Below are 13,322 nucleotides of genomic sequence, written 5' to 3'. Positions count from 1 at the left end.
GACCAGCATGCAGCGCATGACCGGCAACCTGCGGCGTCTCATTGGCGAGGTGCGTGACGGTGTCGTCCAGGTAGCCAGCGCTGCCGAGCAGTTGTCGGCGGTCACCGAGCAGACCAGCGCCGGGGTGCAGTCGCAAAAGGTCGAGACCGACCAGATCGCCACCGCCATGCAGGAAATGACCGCCACCACCCACGAGGTGGCGCGCAACGCTGGCGAAGCGGCCAAGTCCGCGCTGGACGCCAGTCGCCAGGCCCAGCAAGGCGATCAATCGGTCAGCAAGGCAATCGACCAGATCGAGCTGCTGGCCCGGGAGATGGCGTCGACCAAGGCGGCCATGGCCACCCTCCGTGGCCACGCCGACAGCATTGGCGGCGTGCTCGACGTGATCAAGGCGGTGGCCGAGCAGACCAACCTGCTGGCGCTCAATGCCGCCATCGAAGCCGCCCGTGCCGGCGAGGCGGGACGTGGCTTCGCCGTGGTCGCCGACGAGGTCCGCGGCCTGGCCCAGCGTACCCGCTCCTCGACGGACGAGATCGCCCAGCTCATCACCGGTCTGCACCAGAGCACCGACCGCATGGCGACGGTGCTCGACCATAACGTGCAGTTGACCGACAGCAGCGTCGGCCTGTCCCGCGAGGCGGGCGAGATGCTCAAGCGCATCACCCAGTCGGTGAAAGACATCGAGTCGATGAACGAACAGATCGCCTGCGCGGCCGAGCAGCAGAGTTCGGCCGGCGAAGAGATCAGCCGCAACGTCACCAACGTCCGCGACATCTCCGACCAGACCGCCGCCGCCAGCGAGGAGACGGCCTCGTCGAGCATGGAGCTCGCCCGTATCGGTGTGCGCCTGCAGGAGATAACGACACGCTTCAAGGTGTGATCCTGGCGGGCGCTCCTTCCCCTCACCCGGTCCTCTCCCCAAGGGAGAGGGAGCGCCTGGGATGGACTTCCAGCAGGAAGGAAAACGCGGCACAAAAGGTAGGTTGGGCTGAGCACAGCGAAGCCCAACGCCAGTTAGCTGAACACTGGGCCGTTGGGCTTCGACGGTGGAGCCGTCGCAACCCAACCTACGACCGGATCTCCCTCACCCCATCCTCGCCTCTTCCAGCAGCCAGCGTTCGAAACTTGCGAGCGCGGAATCGATTTCCGTCGTGGGACGGGTGACCAGCACATAGCGTTCACGCAGCTCCGGCAGGACCGGCCAGGGCGCCTGAAGTCGGCCGGCGGCCAGATCCTCCTCGATGTAGTGCTCAGGTACCAGGGCCATGCCGAAGCCGGCCTTGGCGGCCTCGATCAGCAGCGAGTAGCGATCATAGGTAGGACCAACCGCCTGGGCGCCCAGGGGTAACCCGGTGAGCGTGGCATAACGGGCCCAGCTGTGCGGACTCTCCAGCTTGTGCAGGAGCGGCAGGCTGGCCGGAGGATTGCCCGCCAGACGTGGATGACAGACCGCGACCAGCTGCGTCTCAAACAACGGCTGCACCCGCAGACCGTGCCAGACCGGATGGTCATAGTTGATCGCGGCGTGCAGTCCGCTGTCTTCCAGGGCGAAGGGCTGCGTCCGCTCGCGCAGATTGACCTCGATGTCCGGATGGCGCGCCTGGAAGCGCGCCAGCATCGGGATCAGCCAGCGACCCGCCAGGGTCGGAATGACGCCAATCTCCAGCGCGGTGGTGCCGCGGGCCTGGGCGACCAGTTGCCGCGTGTGGCGTTCGATGTCGGCAAGGGCCGTGCGCATGTGCGCGGCATAGCGGGCTCCGGCAGCGGAAAGCTCGACGCGATTGCCGATCCGCAGAAACAGTCTGACGCCCAGTGCAGCCTCCAGCTTGGCGATCTGCCGGCTAATGGCGCCCTCGCTGAGCGACAACTCCTGCGCCGCCTTGGCGAAGCTGAGATGGCGGGCGGCCGCTTCCAGGGCCACCAGCGCCGTAGTACTGGGCAGGCGTCTAGTCATCAGCGGTCATCCTTGGCAGCGGGGCGCCCCAGGATGACGCCTGGGCAAGCTGCCTTGCAAAAAAATCCGTAACGCTCCCCCGCCAGCACCTCCTAGCATGACCAGACGATACCAGGGAGGCAGCAGCAGTGATGATGACGAGGACGTTCGCCTGGAACCGCATGGATCGGCTGCTGCTGGGCACGGGTCTGTTGATTCCGTTCTGGTTGACTATCGGCGTAGGACTGACCGCCCTGGCGTATCCCGGTTACAGCCATGTCGATCATGCCCTGAGTCGGCTGGGGGCTGTCGATGCGCCCACTCAGGGATTTTCCGCCTGGCTCAACAACGTTCCTCTGGGGGTGCTGTTCGTGCTGGTCGCCCTGGGGCTGGCCAGACGTTTTCGCACGTCGCGCCTGGCCGGGTTGAGCGCGGCCCTGATCCTGCTCCACGGCCTGGCGAGCTTCGCCACCGGGCTGTTCCCCTGCGACCAGGGCTGCGCCCCGCTGCAGCCCTCCGTTTCCCAGCAACTGCACAACCTGGCCGGCCTGGTGATGTTCCTGTCGCTGACCCTGGCGAGCGCGCTCTGGGCGTGGCTCGGCAAGCGGTTGCTGGCCTCGCCCGGCCTGGCTGTCTTCTCGGCGATCTGCACCCTGCTGGCCCTGGTCACCGCAGGCATGATGGCGAGCGCGGTCGCCGACGGCCAAGGCTTCGGGCTCTACCAGCGCCTCAACTATGCCGTGGGCGTCGGCTGGCTCGCCGTCCTGAGCGGAATGGCCAGGCGCAGCCCAGGTGACCAGCCGTGACCGACCAGCCGCCTGAAACCGCTCAGGCATGGACGGTCAGGGCGACGAGCCGGGCGACCACAGGCCGTACCAGCAACACACAGACGAAGGCGGACGGCATGGCCACCTGATAGGCACTCATCACATTCCTGAAGTAGTCGGCGTCGAAGCCGAACTCCGCCAGGGTGATCACCAGGCACATCAGCAGGGCCATGATGGTCGACATATAGAGGGCGAAGACATAGGGCGTCGCCCGCTTGGGAAAGCGTCGCTTGGTGGAGGTAGCAGGACTGATCGGATTCATCGGGTTGCCTCGGGTCAAGGAATCGAGGCCAAGCTTACAAGGGCGAATATCTGCCGGTAGCCTTCTCCGCCTTGGTTCACTATAAACAGAAATCAACGAATCCTTCGGCAGGGCCCCCATGGACATCCTGGGCTTGATCAGTACCTACATCAGGGTCGTGGAAGCGGGCAGCATCGCCGGCGCCGCTCGCGCTCAGGGCCTGAGCGCGGCCGCGGTGAGCCAGAGCATCGCTCGCCTGGAGGCACATCTGGGCGTACGGCTGCTGTCGCGGACCACGCGCCGTCTCGCCATGACCGAAAGCGGCGCCCGCTATTTCGAGAAAGTCCGGCACATCCCCCAGGACGTCGAGGTTGCCGCCCACCTGGCGACCCTGGCCAGCGAGCCGCAGGGATCGCTGCGGATAGCCACCACCGCCGCCTTTGGCCGCCATCTGCTCGCGCCGCTGCTGCCGGCGTTCAAACAGACCTATCCGGGCATCGACATCGAATTGATCGGCAGCGACCGGCGCCTGGATCATCGCCTGGAACAGATCGATGTCAGCCTGAGGATCAAGGCGCAGCTGAGCGACAGCCTGGTCGCCCGCCGGATCGCTTCTCGTGCCTTTGTGTTCTGCGCCGCGCCCACCTATCTCGAACAGGCCGGCACACCCCGCACCCCGGAAGAGCTGCAGCAGCACGCCTGCCTGCTGTTCCGCTATCCCACCGATGGACGCTATCTGCCCTGGCGCTTCGTGCGCGCGGGTCAGACCTTCGAGGCGGCCACCCGCCCTGGCTTCGTCTGCGACGACATCGACATGATCGCCCAGCTCGCCGTGAACGGGGGCGGCATCGCGCGCCTGGCGGACTTCGTCGCCCTGCCGCTAATCGAGCGGGGCCAGCTGGTGCCGCTGTTCGACGCCCAGAGCCAGGACGCCACCGCCGCGCAGTCGGAGCCGATGGACATCTATGCCTGCGTTTCCGAGCGTTCCGCGCTGAGCGGCAAGGTCCGCGCCTTCATCGACTTTCTCGAACAGGCCCTGCAGCCGGGCTCCTGACAGGCGAAAGCCCTGGCCGCCGTAGCGACCAGGGCCGCTCTCTCAGGGACGCAGTACCAGGGTGGTGATGTCGGTGTGGTGCAACAGGTGGGACGTCTGACTGCCCAGCAGCAAGCGCCGGGCAGCGGAATGACGGTAGGCACCCATCACCAGCAGGTCGGCCCGAGAGGCCTGGACCCGCTCGGGAATCACCTCGGCCGGATGCCCTGCCACGAGCTGGGTCGTCACCTCGCTGCCGCCGGTACGCAGGAGCTCCGCAGCGGCCTCCAGTTCGGCCACGCGCGCCGGCGTGGACTCACCGACCTGCAAGACCTCGCCCTGCATCCCTGCCAGCAACCCGCTCCTGGCGACCTCCAGCAATCCCCGATGGGTGGCCTCGCTGCCGTCATGGGCGAGCAGAAAGCGCTGGGGTTCGCGGAAGTCGGCGGCGCACACCAGGATGGGCCTGTGCAGCGTGCGCACCACGGTTTCCAACTGGCTACCGATACCGCGGCGACCGGCATGCTCGCCGCGCTTGCCGATCACCAGCAGGCTCATGTCCGCCTCCAGTTCGCGCAGGGTATCCACCAGGTAGTCGTGCCGCTGGAGCATGGCAGGCGCCTTGACCAGCCCGCTGCCCTGCAACCGCTCCACGGCCCCAGCCAACAGGGCCGCGCCATCGGCACGTGCCAGACGCGCGCGCTGCTCGTCCAGCCGCGCCAGTTCTTCGAGCAGGTGCTCGCGCGAACCGAGGCCGATGGCGCCGCTGGCATCGGGGGCTGTGGGATAGAGGCTACGCTCCAGGACATGCAGCAGGGTGAGGGGCAGCGCCAGGCGCCGGGCCAGCCAGGCACCGTGGTCGCAGACACTGCCCGCCAGGGGCGAGCCGTCGATACAGGCGATGATCTTGCTCATGGTGTCGCCCTCCTCAGTGGCCCAGCAGTTGGCTGCTGGCCCCGGGTTTGTCGTGGATGCCGAAGCGGTCGACCAGGGTCGCGCTGGCCTGATCGAGATCGAGGACCTGCACGGTCACGCCTTCCCGGCGATACCTGAGCACGACCTTGTCCAGGGCGGCGACGGCGGTGATGTCCCAGAACTGGGCCGCCTTGAGATCGATCCGTACCTCGTCCAGCACCTCCTTGAAGTCGAAGGCCTCGATGAAGGCCGCGGTGGACGAGAAGAACACCTGACCACGCACCTCGTAGACGCGAACGCCGGGCGCCTCCAGACGGGACGTCAGCGTCAGTTGGTGCCCCACCTTGTTGGCGAAGAACAGCGCAGCCAGCAGCACCCCGACCAGCACGCCGAGCGCCAGGTTGTGGGTGGCGACCACGACCACCACGGTGGCCACCATCACCAGGTTGGTGGAGAGCGGATGCCGCCGCAGATTGCGGATCGAATCCCAGCTGAAGGTGCCGATGGAGACCATGATCATCACCGCGACCAGGGCCGCCATGGGGATCCGGGCGAGCCAGTCACCGAGAAACACCACCATCAGCAGCAGGAAGACGCCGGCGCAGAGTGTTGACAGCCGGGTGCGTCCGCCGGATTTCATGTTGATCACCGACTGGCCGATCATGGCGCAGCCCGCCATGCCGCCCAGCAGGCCGGCGGCGATGTTGGCGATCCCCTGCCCCTTGCACTCACGATTCTTGTCGCTGGGCGTATCGGTGATGTCGTCGACGATGGTGGCCGTCATCAGGGACTCCAGCAGCCCCACCACGGCCAGTGCCAGGGAGTAAGGCAAGATGATCAGCAGGGTGTCGAGCGTCAGCGGCACCTGGGGCCAGAGCAGCACTGGCAGGGTATCGGGCAGCTGTCCCATGTCACCCACCGTGCGGATGTCCAGCCCCAGGACGAGGGAGACGGCCGTCAGCACCAGGATGCACACCAGCGGCGAGGGCAGCAGTCTGCCCACCACCGGCAGCAGCGGGAACAGATAGATGATGCCCAGTCCGGCGGCGGTCATGGCGTAGACCTCCCAGCCGACATGGGTCAGCTCGGGCAACTGGGCCAGAAAGATCAGGATCGCCAGGGCATTGACGAAGCCCGTCACCACGGAACGGGACACGAAGCGCATCAGCGCACCCAGGCGCAGATAGCCAGCAGCGATCTGCAGCACCCCGGTCAACAGGGTCGCGGCCAGCAGATATTGCAGGCCGTGCTCCTTGACCAGGGTCACCATCAGCAGCGCCATGGCGCCGGTAGCCGCCGAGATCATGCCGGGGCGACCGCCGACGAAGGCGATCACCACGGCGATGCAGAAGGAGGCGTAGAGCCCCACCTTGGGATCGAGTCCGGCGATGATGGAAAAGGCGATGGCTTCGGGGATCAGCGCCAGGGCGACGACCAATCCGGACAGCACATCGTTCTTCACATTGGAAAACCAATGCGTCTTGAGGGTATTCAACATGGACAACTCGCACCTGTGCCTGACCCGTCGAGCGAGTGGCAGACGCCGGATCAGGCGTGAATTCCAGGGTTGGCAGCCGCCACGCCGCGGGCGCGACAGGACGGCAGACGTCCTTGCGTCAGCGAGCAAGGACGGGAGAGGTGCGAGCTATGGGGGACTGGGTTGCCAGTCGCGGGAGGGGCAATGCATACCCCAAAGGTATCACGAAAGAACGAGCGTTTGTAGACCGCACCTGCCGGTCTGGCCGGGCGTCAACCTGCCCTCACCGGCTTCCGCCGTCGCTGACGAGGTAGGTAGCCCGGTCGGTCCCACGCGGCAGCCGGTCCGGCGCCCGGGTGATCAAACCGATGTCCTTGGCCGCATCGTAGCCCAATCGTCGCCTGTTGCTTTCGGAGGACAGCAAGGTGGTGAGCTCCTCCGGGGTCAGCTTGAGGCAGCCCTTGTAGATCTCACGGAACTTGAGGTTCTCGCGCTCGACGTCCTCGAACGCCTGCTTGGCCTGATCCGGCTTCATGTAGCCGTTGACGGCGATGGCCGCCGCGGCCGGATGCAGGAGAAAGCTGGCGAGCGGCGCCGCGTAACGATCTTCGGCCGCGCAATAGATCATGGTGGCGGATGAATCCGTCGCGGCGGCGTCGATGGTATTGATGTGCAGCGGATAGTGGCGGATGAATTCGTAGGCGACATAGCCCGCCTCCATGCTGCCGCCAGGGCTGTTGAGATAGAGGTTGACGTTCTTGGTGGCGGGGTACTTGAGGGCGATGTCGCTCAGGGCGGCCAGCAGAGAGCTGACCGAGCGATCGTTGATACCGCTGTTGAAGTACACCGACGCGGTGTCGGCGCTGGCCGCCGTGCCCTCGCCGCGGATGACGGCCATCTCGGCGGAGGCCTCCGGCAGACAGCCTGCGGCCAGCACGGCCAAGGCCCCGGCGGCCAACCGTTTAGCAACGCTCGAACGTCTCATCCCCTCTCGCTCCCAGGTCGGCAATCGGCCAAAGACCTAAAACGCTAGAGGGCGAGACTTAAGATCGGCTTAAGGCAGGACGGACTGCCTGGATCGCTGTGCGCTCAGTCCTTTTTCAGCAGTCCCGCCAGCCCCGCGAAGGGGTTGTGGGTCGCCTGGGCCACCTTGGGCGTGCTCAGGGAGCTGTCGCTGAAATACTGCTGATCGGTGTAGCGACTGTGCTCGTTGTCGTGGCAGTACAGGCAGAGCAATTCCCAGTTGGAGCCGTCCTGGGGATTGTTGTCGTGGTTGTGGTCCCGATGATGCACGGTCAGCTCGCTCAGGCGCTTGCCGGCGAATTCCCGGGCGCAGCGACCACAGACGTGGGGATACATCTTCAGCGCTTTTTCGCGATAGCCGCGTTCGCGCTCGCGCTGGGTCTCGGCGAGGATTCGATCCAGCTTCGAGGTATCGGTAGCCATGCTGCACCTGGGTGGTCGGGAGAGAGGCCCAGTATAGCCTGGGCCTGGCGCTCCCGGTGAGCGCTCGCCATAGGATCCGGCGGCCGATCGCCCGACCTCTTAATCTCAGGCTTAACCTTCCCGCCAGTGCCGCCATCGGTTTGCCGAAGCGCTGGCGAATGCCCTGCGCACGGATCGAACTGCCGCCCAGGCCGACGGCTTGGCAGCCCAGGCGCTGTCGCGCTGCATCTGCAAGCGCCCCACGTCCAGAGCCTGCTGGTGGGTTCATCGACACCGCCAGCCCAGCGGAGGCCGATGAATTGGCCAGGCACTTGGCGCAGCTGGAGCGCTGACAGCTTTTTATTCGCCCTCACCTTCACGGGCAGCAACCCTTCCTACGAATCGCGCCTGACCGCAAAAATGTTTATTGCGTCACATAAAACTTTTTCATGGACTACCGCTCCAACGCCAGGCTCAGACGCTCTGGCCTGCGGTTCTTGAACGAAAAAGCCATTTCCGGCGCTCGCTCCGCCACAGGGATGATCGAGCCGCGTCACCTGCGATACCTGTACCACCAGGAGTCACGCTTCCCCGCCGTCAACGCAAGACACGGATCAGTCGCGTTCCCCTCCGCTAGCTCGCCATAACCCCTAACCTTGCCCCCTGGGCGTGAGTCGACTACCTAGCGCTTGAGGTTTTCCCATGCTGCAACAGCTGACCATCTCGAACAAACTCAGACTCGGCTTCGGCGCGATCCTGGTCATCATCCTGGCGCTGATCCTGGCGGCCAGTCATGGCTTCACCCAAGTCAACCTGGCCGTCCGGCAGAACATCCACTCCTACCATGTGCTGCAGGATTCCGATGCCGCCCTGCTGGCCTTAGTCAACATGGAAACCGGCATGCGTGGCTTCGCCCTGACCGGCAAGGACGAGTTTCTCGAACCCCTGAACAAAGGCGAACAACAGTTCGCCGATCAGTTGCAGGACCTGACCCAGCTCACCCGCGACAATCCCGAGCAGCAGGCCGGTCTGGCCCAGCTGGGTCAGGCCAAGCAGCAATGGAACAACGAGTCCGTGCAGCAGATTCTGGCGCTACGCCGGCAGGTCAACGCCGGTACCCAGCCGCTGGATACCCTCACCGCCCGCATCGCCACCGCCCAGGACAAGGGCAAGATGGACGCGATGCGCGAATTGCTGGGGCAGATCAAGACCCGGGAGAATCGGCTGCTGGACAGCCGTACCCAGTCGATGGACGACGCCAAGCAGCAGGCCATGCTGATCCTGATCAGCGGTGGCATCCTCGCCGCGCTGCTGGCGCTGGGCATCGCCTGGTCGCTGTCGCGCACCATCGTGGGTCGACTGGCCCAGACCGTCGCCATCGCCCGGGCCATCGCCGCCGGCCGACTCGATTCGCCGATCCCTGCCGGCGGACGTGACGAGCTGGGTCAGCTGCTGACCGCCTTCGGCCAGATGCAGGACAGGCTGCGCGACATGATCCAGGGGATCAAGCAGGGCACCGACCAACTGGTCGCCGCCTCCCACAGCATCTCCGCCAACTCCCAGCAGCTGTCCACCGCCGCCCAGGAGCAATCCAGTGCCGCCTCCAGCATGGCGGCCACCGTGGAGCAGCTGACCGTGAGCATCAACCACGTGTCCGACAACGCCGGGGAAGCCCACGACCTCTCCAGCCAGTCGGGTCGCCTGGCCCAGGACGGTGGCCAGACCATCCAGGCCTCGGTGGACAGCATGAAATCCATCGCCGGCACGGTGCAGTCCTCGGCCACCCGCATCGGTGAACTGGGCGAGCACTCGGAACGGGTGTCGTCCATCGTCAGCGTGATCAAGGGCATCGCCGACCAGACCAACCTGCTGGCGCTCAACGCCGCCATCGAGGCGGCGCGGGCTGGCGAACAGGGGCGCGGCTTCGCCGTGGTGGCCGACGAGGTCCGCCAGCTGGCGCAACGCACCACCAACTCCACCCAGGAGATCGCCGCCATGATCGAGAAGATCCAGGCAGCGACCCAGGCGGCCATGAGCGACATGGAGGTGGGCGTGCGCCAGGTCAACGGCGGGGTCGATCTGGCCAATCAGGCCGGCGAGGCGGTGATCAGCATCAACAATTCCTCGGACAAGGTGGTACGGGTGGTCAACCAGATCTCCCTGTCCCTGCGCGAACAGACCGCCGCCAGCCATGACGTCGCCCGTACCGTGGAGCGCCTGGCGCAGATGGCCCAGCAAAACAGCGAGGCCATCGACGAGACGGTCAAGACCGCCGTCTCCCTGGATGCCCTGGCCAATGACCTGAATCGGCAGATCGGCCAGTTTCGTTGCTAGCGCTGACCTGCGGTCTTCGCCACGCGATCCCGACCTCCCACCGCCTGGCCCTGGCCAGCGGTGGACTGCTGACACAAACTGAAACATTCCCCTAGCGCAACGGTCACACAGGCGTCTCCCCCAAGGCCTGCGCCCTGCATGAAAACCCCGCGTCCCGCTGATCGTATTCCCCGCCTCAACCAGCTGCGCAACCTGAAGATGGCCCGTTCCGCCCACGCCTATGTGCGGGGCAGTACGGTGCACTTCTACGAGTGGCTGCACAGCCAGCCCGGTCGCAGCCTGCCCAATGGGCCGGCGGTGTGGATCTGCGGCGACTGCCATGCCGGTAACCTCGGCCCCACGGGCGATCTGCACGGCACCACCGACGTCAATATCCGCGACCTGGACCAGACCGTGGTCGGCAATCCGGCCCATGACCTGGTGCGCCTGGCGCTGTCGCTGGCCACGGCGGCACGCGGCTCCGACCTGCCGGGGGTAACCACGGCGCGGATGCTCGAAGAGATGATGCGCGGCTACGAGATAGCCTTCGAGGACGACCTCGAGCGCGAGGTGCCGCGACCGGCCCAGGTCAAGGCCGGGATGCGCAGCGCGGTGCAACGCACCTGGAAGCACCTGGCGCGCGAACGCATGGAAAACACCCGACCCAAGCTGCCGCTGGGCAAGCACTTCTGGCAGCTGAGCAAGGCCGAGCGCCAGGCCATCGCCGAGTTGTGCGAGACCCCGGGCATCCACGCCCTGGTGACCTCGCTCAAGGGCCGCAGCCACGACAGCCGCGTCGAGCTGCTCGACAGCGCCTACTGGGTCAAGGGCTGCAGCTCCCTGGGCCTGCGCCGCTACGCCGTGCTGCTGGGCGTGGACGACGGCGACGACCAGGACTACTGCCTGATCGACGTCAAGCAGGCGGTCGCCGCCGCCGCTCCGCGCGTGGCCCATGCCACCATGCCCCGCGACAACGGCAAGCGCGTGGTGGAAGGGGCACGCCAGCTCTCCCCGGCCCTGGGCAATCGCATGCTGGCGGTGCGCATGCTCGATCACTCCTTTTTCATCCGCGAACTGCTGCCCCAGGATCTCAAGCTGGAACTGGATGAACTCAGCGCCCGCGAGGCCATGAGCGCCGCGGCCTACCTAGCCCGGGTGGTCGGGCGCGCCCATGCCCGGCAGATGGACCTGGCCACCCGGGTGGAGTGGATGAGCGATCTGCAGCGCAATCGCACCCGCACCCTGGATGCGCCCTCCTGGCTGTGGAGCAGCGTGGTGCAACTGGTAGGCGCCCACGAAATGGGCTACCTGGCCCACTGCCGCGCCTATGCCCTGGAGCATGCGCAGGATTGAGGACCTAGTAGCACCGGCCTGAAGGCGCTCGCCTCAGGCCGCGCTGCTTGCTCCCGCCCACCATTCCGAACGCCGCCCCCAAGCACCGCCCAGCCCGACTCGGTGGCTAGAGGCCGTGCCCAACCGACCCTCAGCCACTCACCCGCTGAGTCGATCCGCTCGATCGCGCATTGTGCGACCCCTCGCCTTTAACTAAAATGAGACGCTTTATCATTTAAAGACCGGCGCTCGCGCCAAGGATCTTCCATGCGCCCTGCCCTGTCTTCCGGCTCGCCCACCATCGCGTTGGATCAGCTCTATCGCGATCATCATGGCTGGCTCAGCGGCTGGCTGCGCGGGCGGCTGGGCAACGCGCCGGATGCGGCGGACATCGCTCAGGACACCTACCTGCGCATCCTCGGTTCCGGGCGCCTGCCGGTGCGTGAAGACTCTCGGCGCTATCTGGTGCAGGTGGCCAAGGGGTTGGTGATCGACCTCTGGCGACGCCAGGAGGTGGAACGCGCCTATCGCGACGCCATCGCCCACCTGCCGGAGGCCCAGGTGCCGTCGCCGGAGACGCACTGGCTGATCGTCGACGCCCTCCTGCGCATCGATGCCATGCTCGATGGCCTGCCCGCCCCGGTCCGGGAGGCCTTTCTGCTGGCGCAATTCCAGCGACTGACCCTGGCCGAGATCGCCGTACGGCTGGATCTGGCGGTGATCACCGTGCGCCGGCATATCCAGCGCGCCCTGGTGGCCTGCCTGGTGGCGTGCGAGGCATGAGCCTTCCCGCGCCGCAATTGCTCGAAGAGGCGGCCGAGTGGCTGCTCACCCTCAACTTCGACGGCGCCAACGAGGCGCAGCGCCAGGCCTTCGAACGCTGGCGCGCGCAGAGCGAGGCCCATGGCGCGGCCTGGGCAAGAGCCGAGCGGGTCATGGGGACCTTCGCCAGCGTTCCCGTGGACATCGGCCAGCAGACGGTACGCCGCGTCGGTGACCGGACGCTCAGTCGGCGGCGCACCCTGCGCCTGCTCACCGCCCTGCTGGTGGGGCTTCCCGGCGGCTGGCTGGCCCTGCGCCCCCTGCCACTGGACGCGTTGGGCGCCGAGTTGACGACAGCCATCGGCGAGCGGCGCTCCCTGCTGCTCGCCGATGGCAGTCAGCTGGTGCTGAACAGCGACTCCGCCCTGGACGTGCGCTTCGACGCAGGCATCCGCCGCCTGCATCTGCGACGGGGCGAGGTGCTGGTGACCACCCATGCCGATCCCGTCGTGCCACGCCGGCCTTTCGTAGTCAGCCTGGCGCAGGGCGAGGTCGAGGCCCTGGGCACCCGCTTCAGCGTACGGGCGGAAGAGACGCTCTGCCGGGTGGCGGTCTTCGCCCATGGCGTGGAGGTGCGTCCGCAGCAGGGTGCGGCCATACGCCTGGCCGCGGGGCAGCAAGCCTGGTTCGACGCCCGCGGCGTACAGCGCCTCGCCCCGGTGGACGAGGATGCCAGCCTCTGGACGCACGGTATGCTGCTGGCCCACGACCGCCCGCTGGCCGAGGTGCTGGCGGAACTGGGTCGCTATCGCCCCGGCCTGCTGCGCTGCGACCCGGTCGTCGCCGGGCTGCGGGTGTCCGGCGCCCTGTCGCTGGACGACACCGACCAGGCCCTACTGGCGCTGGAACGCACCCTGCCGATCCGCATCACGCGCCGCACCCGCTACTGGGTGGCGGTGGGGGCGCCCTGAACGCCGGCGATCCAGCCGAAAAAAAGTTCGCGCTGCCCTGAGCACTTTGCCGCGCTCGTCCGGGATAGCTGCAGACACCCTCATGGGGAGCGG

At 66.6% G+C, this 13,322-nt stretch carries 13 protein-coding genes and 1 pseudogene; 8 read left to right on the top strand and 6 right to left on the bottom strand.

Annotation, left to right across the window (positions count from 1 at the left end; translation table 11 throughout):
• Positions 1-7: 7 nt before the first annotated feature.
• A complete protein-coding gene (locus tag V6W80_RS23990; protein ID WP_430707805.1) occupies positions 8-880 on the top strand; it encodes a methyl-accepting chemotaxis protein in 873 nt (290 codons plus the stop codon).
• Between the two features lie 204 nt (positions 881-1,084).
• Here the strand turns inward: V6W80_RS23990 and V6W80_RS06575 are convergent, their stop codons facing one another.
• The gene (locus tag V6W80_RS06575; protein ID WP_064306710.1) at positions 1,085-1,954 is read right to left on the bottom strand and encodes a LysR substrate-binding domain-containing protein; all 870 of its coding nucleotides are present in this window, start codon (positions 1,952-1,954) and stop codon (positions 1,085-1,087) included.
• A gap of 131 nt (positions 1,955-2,085) precedes the next feature.
• Here V6W80_RS06575 and V6W80_RS06570 point away from each other — a divergent pair, with 131 nt between their 5' ends.
• Complete coding sequence (locus tag V6W80_RS06570) at positions 2,086-2,739, top strand: DUF998 domain-containing protein (RefSeq protein WP_338546284.1); 654 nt, start codon at positions 2,086-2,088, stop codon at positions 2,737-2,739.
• Positions 2,740-2,761: 22 nt separating this feature from the next.
• Here V6W80_RS06570 and V6W80_RS06565 read toward each other — a convergent pair whose 3' ends face one another.
• Positions 2,762-3,022 (bottom strand): DUF2798 domain-containing protein, encoded by a 261-nt coding sequence (locus V6W80_RS06565; RefSeq protein WP_017638984.1) that lies wholly within the window; start codon positions 3,020-3,022, stop codon positions 2,762-2,764.
• 118 nt (positions 3,023-3,140) lie between these two features.
• Here V6W80_RS06565 and V6W80_RS06560 point away from each other — a divergent pair, with 118 nt between their 5' ends.
• Positions 3,141-4,055: a LysR family transcriptional regulator gene (locus V6W80_RS06560; RefSeq protein WP_338546283.1), complete on the top strand. Its 915-nt coding sequence runs from the start codon at positions 3,141-3,143 to the stop codon at positions 4,053-4,055.
• A gap of 42 nt (positions 4,056-4,097) precedes the next feature.
• Here V6W80_RS06560 and V6W80_RS06555 read toward each other — a convergent pair whose 3' ends face one another.
• The 4 genes from V6W80_RS06555 to V6W80_RS06540 all read right to left on the bottom strand — a co-directional run bounded on the left by V6W80_RS06555 (position 4,098) and on the right by V6W80_RS06540 (position 7,872).
• Complete coding sequence (locus V6W80_RS06555; RefSeq protein WP_338546282.1) at positions 4,098-4,949, bottom strand: universal stress protein; 852 nt, start codon at positions 4,947-4,949, stop codon at positions 4,098-4,100.
• Positions 4,950-4,962: 13 nt separating this feature from the next.
• A complete protein-coding gene (locus V6W80_RS06550; RefSeq protein WP_184291407.1) occupies positions 4,963-6,447 on the bottom strand; it encodes a SulP family inorganic anion transporter in 1,485 nt (494 codons plus the stop codon).
• Between the two features lie 262 nt (positions 6,448-6,709).
• Positions 6,710-7,363, bottom strand: coding sequence for an ATP-dependent Clp protease proteolytic subunit (locus V6W80_RS06545; protein WP_257706582.1), 654 nt, complete (start codon positions 7,361-7,363; stop codon positions 6,710-6,712).
• Between the two features lie 152 nt (positions 7,364-7,515).
• Positions 7,516-7,872, bottom strand: a complete 357-nt coding sequence (locus tag V6W80_RS06540) for a YajD family HNH nuclease (RefSeq protein ID WP_017638989.1) — start codon at positions 7,870-7,872, stop codon at positions 7,516-7,518.
• A gap of 681 nt (positions 7,873-8,553) precedes the next feature.
• Between V6W80_RS06540 and V6W80_RS23985 the strand changes: the two are divergent.
• The 5 genes and pseudogenes from V6W80_RS23985 to V6W80_RS06520 form a co-directional block, all read left to right on the top strand.
• Positions 8,554-9,282, top strand: a pseudogene (locus tag V6W80_RS23985) (CHASE3 domain-containing protein); the annotation flags it as partial.
• 39 nt (positions 9,283-9,321) lie between these two features.
• Positions 9,322-10,185 carry a methyl-accepting chemotaxis protein gene (locus V6W80_RS23980; RefSeq protein ID WP_430707804.1) on the top strand — a complete coding sequence of 288 codons (864 nt, stop codon included), beginning with the start codon at positions 9,322-9,324 and terminating at the stop codon, positions 10,183-10,185.
• 138 nt (positions 10,186-10,323) lie between these two features.
• Positions 10,324-11,517, top strand: coding sequence for a DUF2252 domain-containing protein (locus V6W80_RS06530; RefSeq protein WP_338546279.1), 1,194 nt, complete (start codon positions 10,324-10,326; stop codon positions 11,515-11,517).
• Between the two features lie 246 nt (positions 11,518-11,763).
• Positions 11,764-12,279: a sigma-70 family RNA polymerase sigma factor gene (locus V6W80_RS06525; RefSeq protein WP_064306719.1), complete on the top strand. Its 516-nt coding sequence runs from the start codon at positions 11,764-11,766 to the stop codon at positions 12,277-12,279.
• Entirely contained in the window at positions 12,276-13,229 is a 954-nt protein-coding gene (locus tag V6W80_RS06520; RefSeq protein WP_338546275.1) for a FecR domain-containing protein, read from the top strand. The genes V6W80_RS06525 and V6W80_RS06520 overlap by 4 nt, the downstream gene beginning before the upstream one ends.
• The last annotated feature ends 93 nt before the right edge of the window (positions 13,230-13,322 follow it).

Origin of the sequence: Pseudomonas benzopyrenica, from assembly GCF_036884265.1 — a bacterium.
Taxonomy (GTDB): domain Bacteria; phylum Pseudomonadota; class Gammaproteobacteria; order Pseudomonadales; family Pseudomonadaceae; genus Chryseomonas; species Chryseomonas benzopyrenica.
The sequence above is the reverse complement of the archived record's forward strand: the minus strand, read 5'-3'. Positions and strand labels throughout refer to the sequence as shown.